This window comes from Bifidobacterium sp. 2450 (assembly GCF_041900695.1).
Taxonomy (GTDB): Bacteria; Actinomycetota; Actinomycetes; order Actinomycetales; family Bifidobacteriaceae; genus Bifidobacterium; species Bifidobacterium longum.
The window spans coordinates 1-17,289 of record NZ_JBHEEA010000024.1 but is presented as its reverse complement, the minus strand read 5'-3'; the positions used below and the strand labels follow the sequence as shown (position 1 = coordinate 17,289).

The window sequence follows — 17,289 nt, the reverse complement described above, 5'->3', positions numbered from 1 at the left end:
GAGATTTTGCGCACTTTGGTTTGGGCTTGAGATAGGGGCATGGCCCGTGTCCTGTGTACGATTTTCAGTCGCCAGACATTAGAAAACCGCGATTGGAAACGAGGGCACGAAGCCATGTCACAGCAGATTCTACAGGTCGACCAGGCCATGTTGGAAACCACCCTGGACCGGATGGTCCGCAAAAGCGTCGAGGAGACCCTGAACGCGATGCTCGACGCCGAGGCCGACGAGATCACCGGCGCCGCGCGCTACGAGCGCAGCGGGGACCGCAAGGCGTACCGGGCCGGCCACTACGAGCGCGACCTGACCGTCAAGGCCGGCAAAATGAGCCTGAAAGTGCCGAAACTCAAGGGCGCGGTGTTCGAGTCGGCCGTGATCGAACGATACCGTCGGCGTGAGGAGAGCGTCGAGGAGGCCTTGATCGACATGTACCTGGCCGGCGTCTCCACCCGCCAGGTCGATGATGTCAGCCGGCTCCTGTGGGGCGACCGCATGCCCTCGCAGACCCTGAGCGACAAGCTCAAGCGCGTCTATGCGGATATCGACGCATGGCGGGGCAGGCCCCTCGAACAGGATTACCCGTACCTGTTCATGGACGGCGTGTGGCACAAAAGGTGCTGGGGCGGGTCCGTGGAGAACGTGAGCATCCTGGTGGCCATCGGCGTCGGCATGGACGGGCGGCGCGAGGTGCTTTCGGTGGCCGAGGGCATGAAGGAGGACGCGGAAAGCTGGCGCGAATTCATCAAAGGCATGCTCGCACGAGGCCTCAAGGGCGTGAGACTGGTGACGGGAGATCGGTGCGCGGGGCTGGTCGCCGCCGCGGGCGAGCTGCTGCCCGATGCCCGCTACCAGCGGTGCATGGTGCATTTCGAGCGCAACATACTCGCCAGGGTCAACCCCGGGAACCGCGACTGGGCGGCCGACGCACTGAAGGCCGTGTTCTCCATGGAATCACGCGACAAGGCGTTGGAGAAGGCCGAATCCGTCGCCCGGGACATGGAATCCAGGAAACTCAAGGAGGCCGCCAAATGCCTGCGCGAGGGCATCGGCGAGACCACGACCTACCTGCTCGACGACTACCCGCGCGAGCATAGGCGTCGGATCCGCACCAACAACATGATCGAACGGCTCAACCGCGAGATCAGGCGCAGGACCCGCGTGGTCGGCTCGTTCCCCGACGGACGCAGCGCGTTGATGCTCGTCTGCGCGAGGGTCCGCTACGTGACATCCGACGAGTGGTCGACGCGCCGCTACCTCGACATGTCAAGGCTCGGTGAGACCGTACCAGCAGCGAACTGATCACCGCCACAGGGACGGGCGAAGACCAAAGTGCGCAAGAGTTCGGGCACTACCAGGTTTCATTGTATCCAACACGTGATGAAACTAGATGCCACCAGTGGAATGGGATCACGCAACGGCGGCCGTCGACGAATTGCAGTATCAGGCAGATAACCGTCAGCCAGATCAGCATAGTGATGGTGCCGTCTACCAATGCCTGGCTGCTTTTGGGAATGAATGAGGTGATTTCCCCCGTTACCGCTGGATAGGAAGCTCAAGTCAGAGGGGAGGATTGGTTCGTCGCGCAGAATTATCTTGGTGCTGTTCGCCACGGCATAGATACCCATCGTGATAGCGAACACGGCGGTTGCCACCCAGAACCGGTTAATGACAAATACCAGCACCAAGTAGACCATGCCGGGAGCTAGGAAATTAAGAAGCCAGTTGAGCTTGTCTTCTTCTAGCCACATTTGCGTCACGAATCTGGTGAGTTGTCCGTTTACGCTGTTGAGAATCTTGGTAGTCCGCGTTCGGGTCGTCATACTTCGGCTCGGAATACATGCCCCACTGAATGAAGGTTACGGCTGCTGCGTCAATCAGCGCCATCACTACGACATACAACGTGTACGGACACTTTGGGCGTTTCCTCCATAGTTTGTGGAGCGCTACCGCAGCTGAAATCAGGAGTTGTGCGAATTTGGAAGTCAGAATAGGCGCAGCACTTGCTTTGATGAATTGGCTCAAACGGGCAAGCGATGCTTTGAATTTATTCGGTTTCTGTGGTTTCTTATGCTTTCGGCTATTGGTCTTTTTTGCTTCTCTGGTCTTTTGCGGTGGTGTCTTCGGTGTCGGAATCTTTAGCGTTCGATTCAGCCTGAGCATTGTCGATATCGTCATTGCTGACTTCCGATGCAGAGTTCAGCGAATCAGCGCTGGTTTCGGCGATCCCAGTATCCGCAGAATCGGGCGTAGTGGTATCCAAATCCTCGATTTCGTCAGCGAGCACAGTAGTCTCTGCTGAATCTGTTTTGGGTTGGTGGACGCGGCGCCGAGAAGCAACAAACGTGAGCAATCCGACTCGCGGACTGGAACGGGACCTAGCCGATGATGCAGAATGACGGGCCGCCTCGAAAGAAATCGGGGACCCCGAGCTGGGAGGTTCCCGTCTTCGTGCGATCGCCGCGCGTTTTGCGCTGTCTGCTCACTGCCATTCACCTGTACCCTCGTCACAACAACGTACCCGCATATCGTAGCGATTGGTTCAGAACAAGTTCACTGAACGTTTGCTGGGAGGATGCTGAGAAGTATTGGCGTAGTGGTTTACCGGCTAGGGGAAAATTATTCGTTGAGGAACGGTCCGGCCATGTAGATGGGCAAGTAGGTGATTCGCCCCTCCGTGCTGGCGTGCACAGGCCGAGCACATCGAGCGCGGTTTGCGTTTTGCGTAGGGGTGATTCGGTCAGCAGACTGACATCGTTGTAGAAGAGCTTGAACAAGTTCCGTTTCTTGCACATTTCGAGAGGCGCACATGGTTCGTCCACGTTATAGGCCGCAATGGTGACGCCCGACCCGACAAGCCAGTCGAGGTCAGACGCTAATAACCGGTAAGCAGGATTAGATATTCTGCTTACACAAGTACTTGAAGAGCCAAAGCTATTCTTTCCGTGGCTCATAATAGAGAGTGCCGGATTTTGGCCTAGACGATTCTTGAAGATAGTTCGCAAATCCATCGCATAGGTGGCTGATGGTTACTAGGAGCGCGGTAAGTTCTGGACAATAAGTCTTGGGCACATAGAACTTGATATTACGACGAATTCGTTTGCTTAATTGTGTGGCAGCCTCTGCTGCATGCTGTTGTGAGTCGCCACTTTGCGATGCTGATAAGAAAGCAACAAGCAGGCTCGCGAAGTCATAAGCCAGTTGTGACTTTTGTGTGACGCTACCGACTGGCTGAGGAATTTGATTCTTAAAAAGTGTTCTGAGACAGGAATAGAGTTGCTCAGTTGGTGGTGCGGTCCTGCGAGGTGTTCCGATTAAAAGACATGTGTTGTGTGCGGCAGCGTTCCGTAGCCGTCGAATGCTGCCAAAGAACTTGGTCAGGCGATCCTTTTGATGAATACTGCCCAGATAGATTTCGTATGCTTTGAACAGTGATGAGAGGTCAAAGATTTCCCAAAGGTCCCAGATTTCCGGGTCAGGAAGATAATGCCGAATGTATGAGTCCGTGTATGGAGAATATGAGAGTCTTTTTTTCTTGTTCTGATAGTCGGAATCATCGTTGAACACAAATTCGGCATCCCTGTCGATGAGTCTAGCTATGTCGAATCCATCGTGGGCGGCGTCAATCATAAGTAAATGGTTGAATCGCAACTTAAGGTCGTGCTCAACCCTGCCGGCAATATATCCGCAGAACAGTCTGATTTGATAATCAATAGAAGCGAGGTCAACTAGGTAAGCGAAATCAAGTCCCTCGTATCTGCCATCAATCTGTCGATAATTGATAGCGAATCTCTTTAGTTTGAAGAGGTTGATGCGTTGGGACAGATATTCCTTGGCCCTTGCCTCATTGATGATGGTAAAGCGTACTCCATCATTTTTCAGATTTTGAATCTGATCATCTAAGGACTGCTCATACAGGGAACTCGTGAATCCCTCCTCGAGATAAACTAATGGGGCATCCATCGGTAAAACCGATGCCGCCCCATCAGTAGAAAACCACATTCACGTAAAAACCGTTATTATGATAGCTTTCCTTTTAACGTTATGCCGCCGTGATACGATTGGTGCCAGACAAGACGAAAGACGGTGTGTCTTATTCCTGACACGAAGGTGTTGGTCGGGTATTACTGGGGGTGAAGCATGGCTTCTCTGAAACGTTTTGAGACAATTAGTCAATGTGGTGTGTTTCGGGATTTCCATTGGCTGCAAGAATGTGCAGGACAGCCGAGGATGAGGGACTTCGCTGACATTAACATCATCTACGGTTGGAATGGCACTGGAAAGTCGACATTCTCTCGACTGCTTGGTGGCCTTGATGATGGACGTGTAGCGGAATTCCCTGAGAGTAGGTATGCATTGGTAGACAGTGAGGGGCGTACCTTTCGTCAGGGAGAGCAGTTCCCAAGTGCAATACGTGTATTTAATGAGGATTTTATAAAAAATAATGTGAATTTTGAAGAATCTATTTCTAAAGGAATATCAGTAGTTCTTGGTGAGAGGGCCAAGGAACTGGTGAAGCAAATTGAACAGGATGAGGAATCTCGCGAAGGATTGCAGGAAAACCTCAATGAAATTCAAGACAAAATAGATAGAATTCAGAAACAGATCAATGCCATATTTCATGGAGTTGCAAAGAATATTGGCTTAGTTACGGAGGGGGCTCCTACCAGAGGATACAATCGTATCAAAGCGGAGGGGGATTTTGATTGCTTGGGCGATAAAAAGATACTTAGTGATGATGAATATCGCAGGTATCAACAAACTCTGCAGCAAGTGCCCCTAGACTCTATAAGTCGCGTGGACGTGGGCGGCCTAATAGGTGCATTACAGGAAGAGATTCAGCATTCGCGTGAGCTATTACAATTGAGTGCACACCATATCGTATTAAAGCGTCTTGCTGAAGATGCTGATATAGCAATGTGGGTTGAGCAGGGCATGGCTTTGCATCAACTTCTACATAGCACAATTTGTGAATTCTGTCGGAATGATATATCCCCTAAGCGTATTGAAGAGCTAAAGAATCACTTCAATGATGAGGATCAGCGTCTGAAAGAGCGTATTGATATATCCGTCAGATCTCTGACTGAATATAGATCTGCCATTGAGAAAATTACGATATTTGATGAAATGCATGTGTATAGCGAGCTCAAAGAAGAATATCGTGAAGCGAGGCATCAATGTTTAGAGCGTAAGAAATGTTTGGTGGATGAAATTGATGAATATATTCAGGCGTTGAAGGATAAACGACAAAAAACTGATGTAGTAATAAATTCTGAAATATGTCCTTCGGGTCTTCCCTTTGCAGAATCCTGTGAGGAATTGAATCAGGTTATTGATCGTCATAACGATAAGACTCAATCTTTTGCCATGAGGCTTCAGGAGGCTAAACGACAGCTTAAGAATCATTTACTGAGCGAGGTTGCCGATGAAGTAAATGCTAGGCGCGAAGAAAAGCAAGAGTTGGAGGAGCAAGCTGTTGTTATCAAAGGAACAGATGCTGATCAATCCGGGCAAACCATTAAAGGATTAGAGAAACGCATTGAAGGCAACCGACAACTCCTTGAGCAGACTCATGGCGGTGTCACAATGCTCAATCGGTATATTACTTCGTTCTTGGGGCGCGATGAGATTGGATTTTGCTCGCGTGCTAATGGAGAGAGCGGATTTCTTATTACTAGAAATGGTAAGCCGGCCGTACATTTGAGCGAAGGAGAACGTCTTGCAGTCGCTTTTGTTTATTATGCTGTGACGTTGCAGCAGGACGGATTTGATGTCTCTTCGAGCATCCTAGCAATTGATGATCCTGTTTCCAGTCTGGATTCGAATTATCGTTATCAGGCTTTTGCTTTCCTGAAGGAGATTGCTGTCAATTGCGAGCAGGTCTTTATTGCCACGCATGATTTTTCGTTTTTGAAAATTTTATTGAGTTGGTCAAAAAATGTTAAGATTGTCGATAAGGTAAATAATCAAGGAAAGAAGAAAGAGAAGAAGAAAGAAAGTTCTTTGTACATGTTGAAATGCTGCCAAGATGAACAGGGGTATCGCTCTTCAGAGCTATGCCCTCTTGATAGTGATTTAGAGAAATTTGAAACAGAATATCGTTTTCTGTTTAATATACTTAAGGAATACAGAAACAATGGGTCGATTCGACGAGCTTATCCGATTCCGAATATTTTGAGAAAAGTCCTTGATACATTTTTGTTGAACAATGTTCCTATCTGTGCAAATCCTTATAAACGATTGCAGAAAATAGACTTTGATGAGCATAAAAAAGCTGCTCTATATAAATTCGTAAATGATGAATCTCATATCACTGGAGGGGATATTGATCCTGCCGTAGTGGCACAGATTGATGAAGGCATTCAATCTTTATTTGAAATGATGCAATCAGTGGCACCTGACCAATATAAGTATTTATTGGAATGATTGGCTGCAGAGGCCTCCTAACAAATCGATTTTGAAGGACATCGTTACATGGTGACCTATCAATGACCCTGCTTCCGGTACTTTTCCTCAGTCCCAGCTTTATCAGGCATCCACCAGTTTTCGTGTGCTCGGTACCAGTCGATGGTCGCGGCCAGACCTTCCTCGAAATCGGTGTACCTTGGCGCCCAGCCGAGCTCGGTCTGAAGTTTGGTGGCGTCGATGGCATAGCGCTTATCGCCACCGGGGCGGTCGTTCACATGGTCGAAGTCGTTGGCGTCGCGGCCCATGAGCTTCAGAATCATGCGCAGCACATCAATATTGTTGTATTCGCCATTGGCTCCCACGAGGTAGGTTTCCCCGATTCGACCTCGGGTGAGAATCGTCCAGATGGCACTGCAGTGATCTTCCACGCTGATCCAGTCGCGCACAGCCAGACCTTGCCCGTAGAGCTTCGGGCGAATGCCGGCAAGAATGTTCGTGATCTGGCGGGGGATGAACTTCTCCACATGCTGGTAGGGGCCGTAGTTATTGCTGCAATTGCTGATGGTGGTCTTGAGTCCGTGCGTGCGGTGCCAGGCGCGCACCAAGTGGTCGCTGGCGGCCTTGGACGCCGAATACGGGCCGGATGGTTTGTAAGGGCTGAGCTCGGTGAATTTGCGCGGTTCGTCCAGAGCCAGATCGCCATACACTTCGTCGGTGCTGATGTGGTGGAATCGAATATCGTGGCGGCGGGCGGCCTCGAGCAACACGTACGTGCCGGTCACGTTCGTATTGAGGAATGGGGAGGCGTCGAGAATCGAATTATCGTTATGCGATTCGGCGGCGAAGTGCACAATGGCGCCAATCGGGGGTACTGCGGCTGCTGAGCGTTGGTTCAGCCCAGAAAACAGGGATTCCACAAGCTCGGCATCGCAAATATTGCCATGCACAAAGGTCAGGTTCGCGGCCGGCACACCATCGAGATTCTCGCGTTTGCCGGCATACGTGAGCGCATCCAAAACAGTCATATGGACCTGCGGATGGTTGCGCGCCACCCCGTGCACGAAGTTTGCGCCAATGAACCCTGCGCCACCGGTAACCAGAATGTGTTGCGGCGCGAATGGTGGGTTGGGTGCTTCTTTGGATGCTATGTTGACTGCTTCGTTGGTTGAGTCGAGGGCCTGTTCGGAATTGCTCATATCTACCAATCGTAACCTGAGGCTTGCCTGAGTGCGGGGGTTTATATTGGTGGTTGCGTTGTTCTGCGCTCTGTCTTTGTGGCGGCGAATGGGTCCGGACAAAGACGCAGAAATGTAAGAACATGCCATGCATTGCCTTGAGTCTGTCGTCTGGTCTTGGATTGTGTCCAGTCTGCTGGTAAGTCTAGGAAGAATCACATTTTCTATCATCTATTCTGATAGAATTCATCAATAGAAAAACAATCTATCAGTTATCTGATATTCGTTAGCGTGAGTGAAGAGGACAGTATGATTGACCGCCCGGCATATATGGATTGGTTGGAACGTTGGCGTGGCAAGGACGTGATCAAGGTGGTCACCGGTCTGCGGCGCTGCGGCAAATCCACCGTCCTGAAACTGTTCCGCGAACGGCTGCTCAAGCAGGGCGTGTCTCCCGAGCGCATCATCGCCATCAACTTCGAAAGTTTGGATGAGAACTACCCTACTGAGGCCAAGCCGCTCTATGATCACATCGTCTCCCGGCTTACACCGGGCGGAATAAACTACGTATTCCTTGACGAAATCCAGCACGTGCACGAGTTCGAACGGGCGGCCGACGGACTGTACGTGCGCGACGATGTGGACCTCTACCTGACCGGATCGAACGCCGATCTGCTTTCCAGCGAATTGGCCACGCGGCTGACTGGCCGGTACGTGGAACTGCGCATGCTGCCCTTGTCGTTCAGGGAATACCGCGGAACACGACCCGCAACCGAATCCCCCGAACAGTCGTTCAACCGATATCTGCTATATGGCGGACTGCCTTACGCGGCCACGCTCGATGATGACCAAGACATTGCCGACTACCTGGGAGGTGTGTTCAACACCATACTCGTCAAGGACATCGCCTTGCGACATCCACGCATCAACACCAATGCGTTCAACGATGTCGCCTCTTTCCTTGCTGACAACGCGGGCAACATCACGTCGATTAAGGGTATGGCTGACGCAATGAAGCAGACCCATCGCGGTATTTCCCCTACCACGGTGGGCGAGTACATCACGGCCCTTTGCGAGAACTACCTGCTATTCCGTGCTGACCGGTACGACATCAAGAGAAAGGCGTACCTGAAGACATTGGAGAAATACTATTTGGGAGACCCTGGCTTCCGGTTCTGGTTCCTTGGCAAGACCGGCGGTGACCTTGGCCATCGCGTAGAAAACGTCGTCTACCTCGAGCTCCTGCGGCGATACCGTTTCGTGCATATCGGCAAGGTGGGAACCACTGAAGTCGACTTCTACACGCCCGATCCCAATGGCGACCATTATTACCAGGTTTCGCCGAGTGTCATGGACGAGGGCACCCTCACCCGGGAGCTGCGCCCGCTTAAGACCATAGGAGACAACCATCCCAAGACGTTGCTGACCATGGACCGCGTCGGAGAGGGCGACCACGCCGGCATCAAGCAAGTTAACATACTGGACTGGCTATTGGGAGAATAGCGGGTTTTGCCACGATGGCGACTAATCGTAGTAGAGCGACTCACAGTTGCCTGCACCCGTGCCTCCGCCAATGCGCCTAGACTAGGCCGTATGGGCAAGACGCAATCGCTACGGGCAACGATGATCACGAACTTCGATTCCACTGAGCAGAGCCAAGAGTGGAATGACCTTGTGAAGCAGTACCCTGCGTATCCATCGATTCGTAATCTGTGGTGCAGGACCGATACGTATCGCCCCTGCGAGAGGTTGCTCAACGACTACACAGACATCGCAACGCATTTTGCGGGTATTGTGCGCACCGCATATATGTATTGCCCCAAAATCATGCTGACCGAAGCGCAGTTGCTGGATGGTCTGTTCTTCTTGGCTCTCGGCCCCACGGCGGTCAATGGCGTGCTGGGAAAGTCGTATAAGGATGGTCCGGCGATCATCGTCTCCGGCCGGCATCCGACTCTGGAGGACTGCTTGGTGGCGTTCACCACTAAGAGCATCGAAGACGTGAAAGAAGACGCGCAAAAGGCAGCGGAACAGGAAAACGAAACCATTCTTCCCGAGGACCTTGTGTGTGCGGGGACTGAGGAACAACTGACCGTTCGGCCGCTGGAATACTGTGTGTTCGGCACCACGGTCACGTGGAATCAAGCGCTGGGGCTAAATAGTCGGTTCTATACCGAGTTCACCAATCGGCTGAAACATGCTCACGAAACAGGAGAGCTGAAGTCAACCATCATCGCGGAGATGTATGCACAGTTGCTGTACGGTGCTGAAGCTGACGGTGATGCGAGTGACTGGTATGGCGCGGCTATTGAGGATCGGTGCCGGTTCCTTGGGCAACGTTGGCAGGAATGGATCGACGCGGAAAAACAGGGTCTGGTGCTTTACGAGAACCAGAATGATGCTTCGGTCAAAGAACTGACGAAAAGTAAGGGTTTCGTCCCATATTTTGAAGCCATTGCGCGCGATTGTGCGGAGGTATTGCGCAAACAGTTCCATTTGCAGGACTTGGCGGGCGCGGCGAATACGGGGTCGAGCGGCGGCAATAATACGACGGTGACGTTTGCACAGACATTGCAGGCGATTGCGAAGATGCCGAAGCGTACTGATGCGCGTATGTGCATTGATAGGGCGGTTGAACTGCCGGAAGGCAAGCCAGCGCTGCGAGAAACCGAGACGGATGAAGAGACGGTTGATGAGTCGGTTGATGGGTCGACTGGCAAATGGTCCGGTAAGTCGGTCGGCAAAGTAGGCAAAGTCGAGAAGCCTGAAATGTCTCGTCAGTTGTTGCGAGACTGGTATCAATTCGTGTACCAGAAAACCATGGCGCAGCATCTTGGCGCGTATTTGGTGGCGGTGAGCGCGCCGAATAACTCGTTTGCACGGCTGGCTGGAGACAAGTCGAGCAGGTCGTCGCTGGTACTCAACGGTAGCATTACCAAGCAGTTGGGCAAGATGCCGTTCGTGCTGTTTGCGACGTTCTGCTATCAAAGCCAGCCGGTGATTGAGGCATGGCGCAAGTGCAATGCCGATACGAGCAAGCGAATTCAGAAGATTAATACGCGCGATGTGGCCTACGCGGTGGAGCAGGCATGCCAGCAGAAGAGCCTAAAGGGTGACGGCATAGATATGTTGTGGAGCGCGTTGGTTGCGGGTGCGCTGGCATTGCTTTCTGCATTGTCGGACAACGTGTGGTTCAACGGTAAATCGCCGATATGGCTCGTGGTGATGGTGGCGTGGTTCATCGGCATTGTGCCGAATCTTATCGATATCGCGAAATGGCTGCTGGGTGTGAGGTCGAGTTTTAAGACCGTGGTGTATTTGGAGTAGCGCGGGCTGTGGGTGCGGTAGTTCGCAGACCGCGGGTTACCGGCCGTGCGCACTGCTATGGATCCATGGATTAGGTGGGTGGATCGTGGGCGGAACGCGGGGCTATTCGCGGCAGTGGCGTTTGGTGAATAATGGATAATAATCAATGGCGAAAGTGGCAGGGGCCGAAATGGTAGTTAATGCGTTACCGGTGGGGCGCGATGGCGGGGCATCGAGCGGTGTTATATCCAATGGCGCGGTGGCTGACGAAGTGATTCGCGATGACGCAGTATATGACGGCGAGCCGCCGCTAAAGGTTCTGGGTAAGAAGGTCATGTACCAAGAGCAGGGCGGTGCCGATTTTGCGGTTACCCAAGTGGCACTGGAAGACGTTGCGACAGGGAATCATTTCGCCGTGCATTATGCCTCGGTCAAGGGTGCTCGTCCTGGGGTAGTATGCGTCGCGGAGCGTGATGGGCGCGTGCTGCTGGCTCGTCACTGGCGGGTCTCCACGGAATCATGGGAATGGGAATTTCCGCGAGGCATGGGAGAGCCGGGAGAGACACCCGAGCAAACCGCGTTGCGTGAATTCCATGAGGAAACCGGGCTCCATGCGGATGCCGATTCCGCGGCGGTGTTGCAACGTATGCATGCGGACACGGGTGTGATGAAAGATTCGATTGCCGTGGTCGGTCTGAACGTTTCCGAAGTGACGCCGGATGCGGGACATGACTGGGAACTGTCGCACCTCACATGGTGCTCCGTACAGACTATGGACCAGATGATTGCCGCTGGCAGCATCGCAGACGGCATCACCCTCGCCGCCTACACAATTTGGCGCTTGCGCGGGCGTGCTTGATCTTTGCTCCGCGAATGTTCCTGGGAAACAGATATAGATATGCTGTGCAGACGTTTATTGCTCTTTGGCCGATTTGCAGTTGGGTGAGTAAGATAATCTCTCGGAAATCGAACATAATAACTGATAGATTGACACTGAAAGGTTATTGCGCATGGTGAGTTCTACTGAATACCCCGACCTGGTAATTGTCGGCGCGGGCCTGTTCGGTCTGACGGTCGCGCAGCAGGCGGTTGAGCACACGGGTGCTCGCGTGCACATCATCGATATCCGCGATCACATCGGTGGCAACGCCTACTCGTACATGGATAAGGAAACCGGCGCGGAGATCCACAAGTACGGCGCGCACTTGTTCCACACCTCCAACAAGCGCGTCTGGGACTACGTGAACCGTTTCACGAGCTTCACGAACTACGTGCACCGCGTGTACGCCACCCATGACGGCGAGGTCTACCCGCTGCCCATCAACCTCGGCACCATCAACCAGTTCTTCCATGCGCAGTACACGCCGGCCGAAGCCAAGGCCCTGATTGAACAGCAGGCGGGCGAGCTGGCCGGTACCGACCCGCAGAACCTGAACGACAAGGGCATTCAGCTCATCGGCCGCCCGCTGTACGAGGCGTTCATCAAGAACTACACCGGCAAGCAGTGGCAGACCGACCCGTCCGAGCTGCCGGCCGCCATCATCAAGCGCCTGCCCGTGCGCTTTAACTACGACAACCGCTACTTCAAGGACACGTGGGAGGGCCTGCCCGCCGACGGCTACACCGCGTGGATGGAGAAGATGATCGACGACCCGCGCATCACCGTGGAGCTCGGCGTGGACTTCTTCGACGAGTCCCAGCCGTACAACAAGACCGCGCTCAAGGCCGCGGGCGTGCCGGTGGTGTACACGGGCCCGGTGGACCGTTACTTCGACTATGAGCTCGGCGACCTCAAGTGGCGCACGGTCGACTTCAAAGAAGTCCGCTACGATGAGGGCGACCACTTCGGCTGCCCGGTGATGAACTTCTCCGACGCGGACGTACCCTACACCCGCGCCATCGAATTCAAGAACTTCAACCCGGAGCGCCACGATGCCCAGAACCCGAACAAGACCGTGGTGTGGGAGGAATACAGCCGTTTCGCCGAGCGCGGCGACGAGCCGTACTACCCGGTCAACACGGATGCGGACAAGGCACTGTACACCCAGTACGAGGCCAAGGCCAAGGCCGAGCCGAACACCGTGTTCGGCGGTCGTCTGGGCACGTACAAGTACTACGACATGCACAACGTGATCGACACCGCCCTGACCGCCTACGAGGAGCAAGTCGCACCGCTGCTGAAGAAGTAGACCGTCGTTTCGCCAGAGGATTAACGATTTAGCCTGAAACCGACTGAATATTGCTGAGGCAATAATGCCGGTTTCAGGCTTCTGTGTTTTTAATGTTGCAAGTGGGGGGATGACGCTGCTTGAACATGGCTTGGCTTCCCCAGAATGGAAAACTGGCGGAAAGGCGTATAAAAAGTGGCGAATTCTGACGTTATTGAGTTGATTTCTTTTGCCAGCCTTTCCGAGTCGGATGTGAGGCTACTTCGAGAAGATAATTGTATTGAGGCGAAAAAAGGCCAAAGACAAATTACCAGACAGTCTATGACTACCATTGCGACCGGGATGAAGTCAAAGCAATGTTTCGCGATGGCAGTGACACTCCTCAGGATCTTCGTATCGTGGAAGATTTGGGTAGTGCCGCATTGGATTCAGGCACGATTGCCTCGTACCGTTCTTATTTTCGAAGGATTCGCCCGAACCATCCGTGGCGTAACCTCAATGACGAAGATTTTCTCATGCGTCTGCAGGCGCTCGCTCGTTCTACCAAAGATAATCAGTTGCATCCAACTATTGCTGGATTGCTGATGTTTGGGCGCGAATATGATATCGTGCGGGAATTCGCAAATTATTTCCTTGACTATCGTGAAGAAATTGGACTCGATCGTTGGGATGATCGCATTACCTCTACTGACGGAATTTGGTCCGGCAACTTATATGATTTTTGGCAGTCAGTATATGGTAGGCTGCGGCAGGCGGTGCCGCGCCCATTCCGTTTGGACGGAGAAGCGCGACGTATGGATGAAAATCCCATGGAAATCACTATTCGCGAGGCGTTAACCAACGCTATCGTTCATGCGGACTATATGGGTAGAAGAGGCACGGTGATTATTAGGCGCCAATCAACCATCGAGTTCACCAATCCTGGGCGGCTCCGTGTTACAAAGGCCGAGGCGGAGCAAGGTGGAATATCTGACGCACGCAATCCTATCCTCATGAAAATGTTTTTTCTCATCGGTATCGGTGAAAAAGCAGGAAGCGGCTTTGATGTGATGCGAGCTGGTTGTGATTCTGTTGGCGCGCCGCATCCACTGCTGGAAGTGCTAACTCGTCCTGATCGCGTAAAACTTGTAGTACGGTACACAAACCTTGGCGGATCTGTTATGACGCCAGCAAATAGCGAGTCCATGAAATCCTGGACTTCCGTGGGACACCTCTCCAAATCGGAATCAGAAGCGCTACAGTATCTTGTGAGTCAAGGCAGCATATCAACTTCCAAATTAGCGGAGCATATGGAATTAGGGGTCTCGCGTGCTCGGGTACTGCTGAAAAGTCTCGTTGAAGACGGCTTTGCGCAATATCTCGTGGTCGTGGCCGCGCCACACGCTACGAGCCAGTCGAGGGGCTGCCCGTCTTCTGACGCAAGAATCGCTCCGCAGAGAGTGGTTTGAACAGCTGGTTTGGAGACCGCGCCAAATGCACAAAGTTTGAGCGTGATTGGTGTTCGTGAAGCAATTATTTGACTGAATTGGTAAAGTGCCACGCCGCGTCGATGACGGGGACAAATTTCCTAGGGTACCTAAGGCTCGCCACGAGGAGTACAGTTGTCTGTAACGCACAATGTGGCGTGTAAGACGAAGGGCGCATCTCGCAAGTGGGGTGCGATGCAGTTGAAGGAGTGCATGTCATGACTGATCCGAATGTCAATCCGAACGGCCAGGTGCCGGGGCAGCAAGCTGACGCCAATCCGACTGAGCCGTTAAATGCGATGACGGCGGAAACGGGAACCGCCGCCAACAATGCTCCAACCCAAGCAATCGCAGCGGGCGAACAGCCCACTCAAGCGTTCACTCCTGTTGAGCAGCCTACGCAGGCGTTTACACCTGCCGAGCAGTCCACCCAGCCTTTTGCGCCGGCCAATCAGCCGGTACCGCCTACGCAGGCTTTGCCACCAGTGACTCCTGCCGCTGCGCCTGCGCCCGCACCGGCAGCGCCCGCGCCTGCGCCCGCACCGGCAGCGCCCAATTCGTCCTATCCGGGGGCGTCTCCGGCAGGCGGATCGGTTCCTCCGGTCTACAGCAGCGTCAGTGCTCCGGTATATCCGGGCGGCGGGACCGTGCCTCCGCAAACGCCCTATAACCCGTATATGCAAGGCGGTCAACCGAACGGCCAGCCGGGATGGTCTGGTTCTTACGGCAGTGTGCCGCCTGAAGCGAACCAGAAGTACAACGGCCTGGCTATTGCCGGTTTTATCTGCTCGTTCTTTGTCTCACTCCTCGGTCTGATTCTGAGCATCGTGGGCCTCAACCAGATTAAGAAACAGGGCGGCAAGGGCAAGGGCTTGGCCATCGCCGGCATCATCATCAGTGCGGCGGGCATGGTGATACAGGTAATACTGGTCATCGCGCTGATCGTCGGCGGTGCCTCGTATGCCAGCAAGGCTATAGATGAGGCGAAAACCGATTCCTTCTATAGTCAGTCCTCTTCGGGCAACGGTGATAGCAGCGATAAGAGCAAAGCTCAAGATAATCTTGACGATGCGCTGGACGACACGTTGGGCGAAACCCATGACGATCTGACTGACGGCGATTATGGGCTGTACGATTCGATTCAGGATTTCGTCGACTCTTCGGAATTCAAGGACTCCATTGAATCCGAAGCGGATACGTTTGCAGACACCGGCATCACCTTCAACTACCGTGTCGACGGTGACACCTTGGTGTACGAGTACGTGCTCGACGACAGCTATGCCTCGCTAGGCGATACCGTCGCTTCCTCACTGGATGCTATGGACAGCACCTATCAATCCACCGCGAATCTGCTGGGCTCGATGTACAAGACCTCCAGCGGCAAGGCATCATTGCGCGTCATCATGCACACGCAAAGCGGCCAGTCGCTGTATGACAAAACCTGGACCGAAAAGTAGCAATCCCAGCGAACGTGCGTTTTGGTCGATTGAAGGCCGGTCTGCTTGCTCCTTGGACGGATGCTTCTGCGGAAGGAACCGCCAAGGAGTAGGCTTACAGGCATGAGACTCGCACGTTTTTCTTTGAATGATTCGCCGCGCTATGCCTTCGTGCAGAAGGACGAAACGGACGGCAAGGACTACCTCATCGAACTCGACGGTCATCCGTTGGCCGGCGACCAGGTCAAGCCCACCGGCACTCGTTACCCGGTCGACGGCGATGGCATCCGTCTGCTCTCCCCGGTCATCCCCTCCAAGGTCTACGGTCTGGCCAAGAACTATGAGGCGCACGCCCAGTTCATGCACGAGACCGGCCACTCCGAAATCGCCCACGCGCCGGAGGACATGGTGATTTTCACCAAGCCGTCCACCTCGGTAATCGGCCCCGACGACCCGATTGTGTACCCGGCCTGCTCCAAGGACATGAACTTCGAGCCGGAAGTGGCCGTAGTGATGGGACGCATCGCCAAGAACGTGACCGTCGAGAACGCGATGGATTACGTGCTCGGCTTCACCTGCGTCAACGATGTGACGTTGCGCGACCTGCAGGGCATCGACCCCACGTGGACGCGCGCCAAGGGCTTCGATACCTCCTGCCCGCTTGGCCCGTGGATTGTGATGCGTGACGACCTCGACTGGAAGGACGCCAAGATTTCCTTCACGCTCAACGGCGAGGATGTGCCGATGGCGTCTGGCACCACCGCGAACCTGATTCACGGCATCCCCGGGCAGATTGCCGCGATTTCGTCGTTCTCCACGCTGCTGCCTGGCGACGTCATCATGACCGGCACCCCGAACGCCTCCGGCCACCTCGACCCAGGCGACGAGACCATCGTGCACGTCGAAGGCATCGGTGACTTGCGCAACGTGATCGTGCGGGCGTGATTCGACTGACGAACGCATGGCCCGGTCATTTTCCTATTTGGGGGATGTCCGGGCCTTCGTGCTTTGTTTCATATATGGCGCTATTGCTGTTTTTGTGGGTGTGGGTTCGTCGTTGAGTTGTTGTGGGAGTAAGTGAAGAGCGCTTTTTGGGTAGGATGTTTTCGACCGAGAGAAACACACAGCCGCAAAGCGTCTGATGGACGGCATATGCAACCGGCTTCTCAGCGTCAAAGGCATGGTGGTCGAGGACGCGTGCATCGTCGACTCCCCATTGCGCCCCGTGCCCGTGCTCGAGATCCGCCCGCGCCCGCGCAGGGGCATGCTCCGGTGCTCCCGATGCGGCAGACGCCGTCATGGTTACGACCGGGGCGGCGGCGTGCGTCGCTGG

At 53.8% G+C, this 17,289-nt stretch carries 14 protein-coding genes and 1 pseudogene; 9 read left to right on the top strand and 6 right to left on the bottom strand.

What is annotated here, in order from left to right:
- Positions 1-114 precede the first annotated feature (114 nt).
- Positions 115-1,299, top strand: coding sequence for an IS256 family transposase (locus ACEUKI_RS10295; RefSeq protein ID WP_131218582.1), 1,185 nt, complete (start codon positions 115-117; stop codon positions 1,297-1,299).
- Positions 1,300-1,358: 59 nt separating this feature from the next.
- Here the strand turns inward: ACEUKI_RS10295 and ACEUKI_RS10290 are convergent, their stop codons facing one another.
- From ACEUKI_RS10290 to ACEUKI_RS10275, 4 genes and pseudogenes are all read right to left on the bottom strand, one after another.
- Positions 1,359-1,820, bottom strand: coding sequence for a hypothetical protein (locus ACEUKI_RS10290; protein WP_374156845.1), 462 nt, complete (start codon positions 1,818-1,820; stop codon positions 1,359-1,361).
- A 257-nt stretch (positions 1,821-2,077) separates the two neighbouring features.
- The gene (locus tag ACEUKI_RS10285; protein ID WP_080785774.1) at positions 2,078-2,284 is read right to left on the bottom strand and encodes a hypothetical protein; all 207 of its coding nucleotides are present in this window, start codon (positions 2,282-2,284) and stop codon (positions 2,078-2,080) included.
- Between the two features lie 409 nt (positions 2,285-2,693).
- Positions 2,694-2,876: pseudogene (locus tag ACEUKI_RS10280) on the bottom strand (hypothetical protein); the annotation flags it as partial.
- Between the two features lie 55 nt (positions 2,877-2,931).
- The gene (locus tag ACEUKI_RS10275) at positions 2,932-3,999 is read right to left on the bottom strand and encodes an Abi family protein (protein ID WP_080785773.1); all 1,068 of its coding nucleotides are present in this window, start codon (positions 3,997-3,999) and stop codon (positions 2,932-2,934) included.
- A gap of 138 nt (positions 4,000-4,137) precedes the next feature.
- Here ACEUKI_RS10275 and ACEUKI_RS10270 point away from each other — a divergent pair, with 138 nt between their 5' ends.
- Positions 4,138-6,423: an AAA family ATPase gene (locus tag ACEUKI_RS10270; RefSeq protein ID WP_080785772.1), complete on the top strand. Its 2,286-nt coding sequence runs from the start codon at positions 4,138-4,140 to the stop codon at positions 6,421-6,423.
- Positions 6,424-6,482: 59 nt separating this feature from the next.
- Here ACEUKI_RS10270 and rfbB read toward each other — a convergent pair whose 3' ends face one another.
- Entirely contained in the window at positions 6,483-7,601 is a 1,119-nt protein-coding gene (rfbB, locus tag ACEUKI_RS10265) for a dTDP-glucose 4,6-dehydratase (protein WP_374156844.1), read from the bottom strand.
- A gap of 270 nt (positions 7,602-7,871) precedes the next feature.
- On the opposite strand from rfbB, the gene ACEUKI_RS10260 reads away from it, so the two are divergent.
- The 7 genes from ACEUKI_RS10260 (at position 7,872) to ACEUKI_RS10230 (ending at position 16,901) form a co-directional block, all read left to right on the top strand.
- On the top strand, positions 7,872-9,083 hold the full coding sequence (locus ACEUKI_RS10260; protein WP_218673061.1) for an ATP-binding protein: 1,212 nt from the start codon (positions 7,872-7,874) through the stop codon (positions 9,081-9,083).
- 90 nt (positions 9,084-9,173) lie between these two features.
- Positions 9,174-10,907, top strand: a complete 1,734-nt coding sequence (locus ACEUKI_RS10255) for a hypothetical protein (RefSeq protein ID WP_144169519.1) — start codon at positions 9,174-9,176, stop codon at positions 10,905-10,907.
- A gap of 145 nt (positions 10,908-11,052) precedes the next feature.
- Complete coding sequence (locus tag ACEUKI_RS10250; RefSeq protein ID WP_374156843.1) at positions 11,053-11,745, top strand: NUDIX hydrolase; 693 nt, start codon at positions 11,053-11,055, stop codon at positions 11,743-11,745.
- Between the two features lie 151 nt (positions 11,746-11,896).
- Positions 11,897-13,075: a UDP-galactopyranose mutase gene (gene glf, locus ACEUKI_RS10245; RefSeq protein ID WP_374156842.1), complete on the top strand. Its 1,179-nt coding sequence runs from the start codon at positions 11,897-11,899 to the stop codon at positions 13,073-13,075.
- Between the two features lie 377 nt (positions 13,076-13,452).
- Positions 13,453-14,502 carry an ATP-binding protein gene (locus ACEUKI_RS10240; RefSeq protein WP_374156841.1) on the top strand — a complete coding sequence of 350 codons (1,050 nt, stop codon included), beginning with the start codon at positions 13,453-13,455 and terminating at the stop codon, positions 14,500-14,502.
- A 236-nt stretch (positions 14,503-14,738) separates the two neighbouring features.
- Entirely contained in the window at positions 14,739-15,977 is a 1,239-nt protein-coding gene (locus ACEUKI_RS10235) for a DUF4854 domain-containing protein (RefSeq protein ID WP_374156840.1), read from the top strand.
- Between the two features lie 102 nt (positions 15,978-16,079).
- Entirely contained in the window at positions 16,080-16,901 is an 822-nt protein-coding gene (locus tag ACEUKI_RS10230; RefSeq protein WP_179133568.1) for a fumarylacetoacetate hydrolase family protein, read from the top strand.
- A gap of 25 nt (positions 16,902-16,926) precedes the next feature.
- Here ACEUKI_RS10230 and ACEUKI_RS10225 read toward each other — a convergent pair.
- Positions 16,927-17,289: hypothetical protein (locus ACEUKI_RS10225; RefSeq protein ID WP_374156839.1), on the bottom strand; the 363-nt coding region annotated here is incomplete at its 5' end.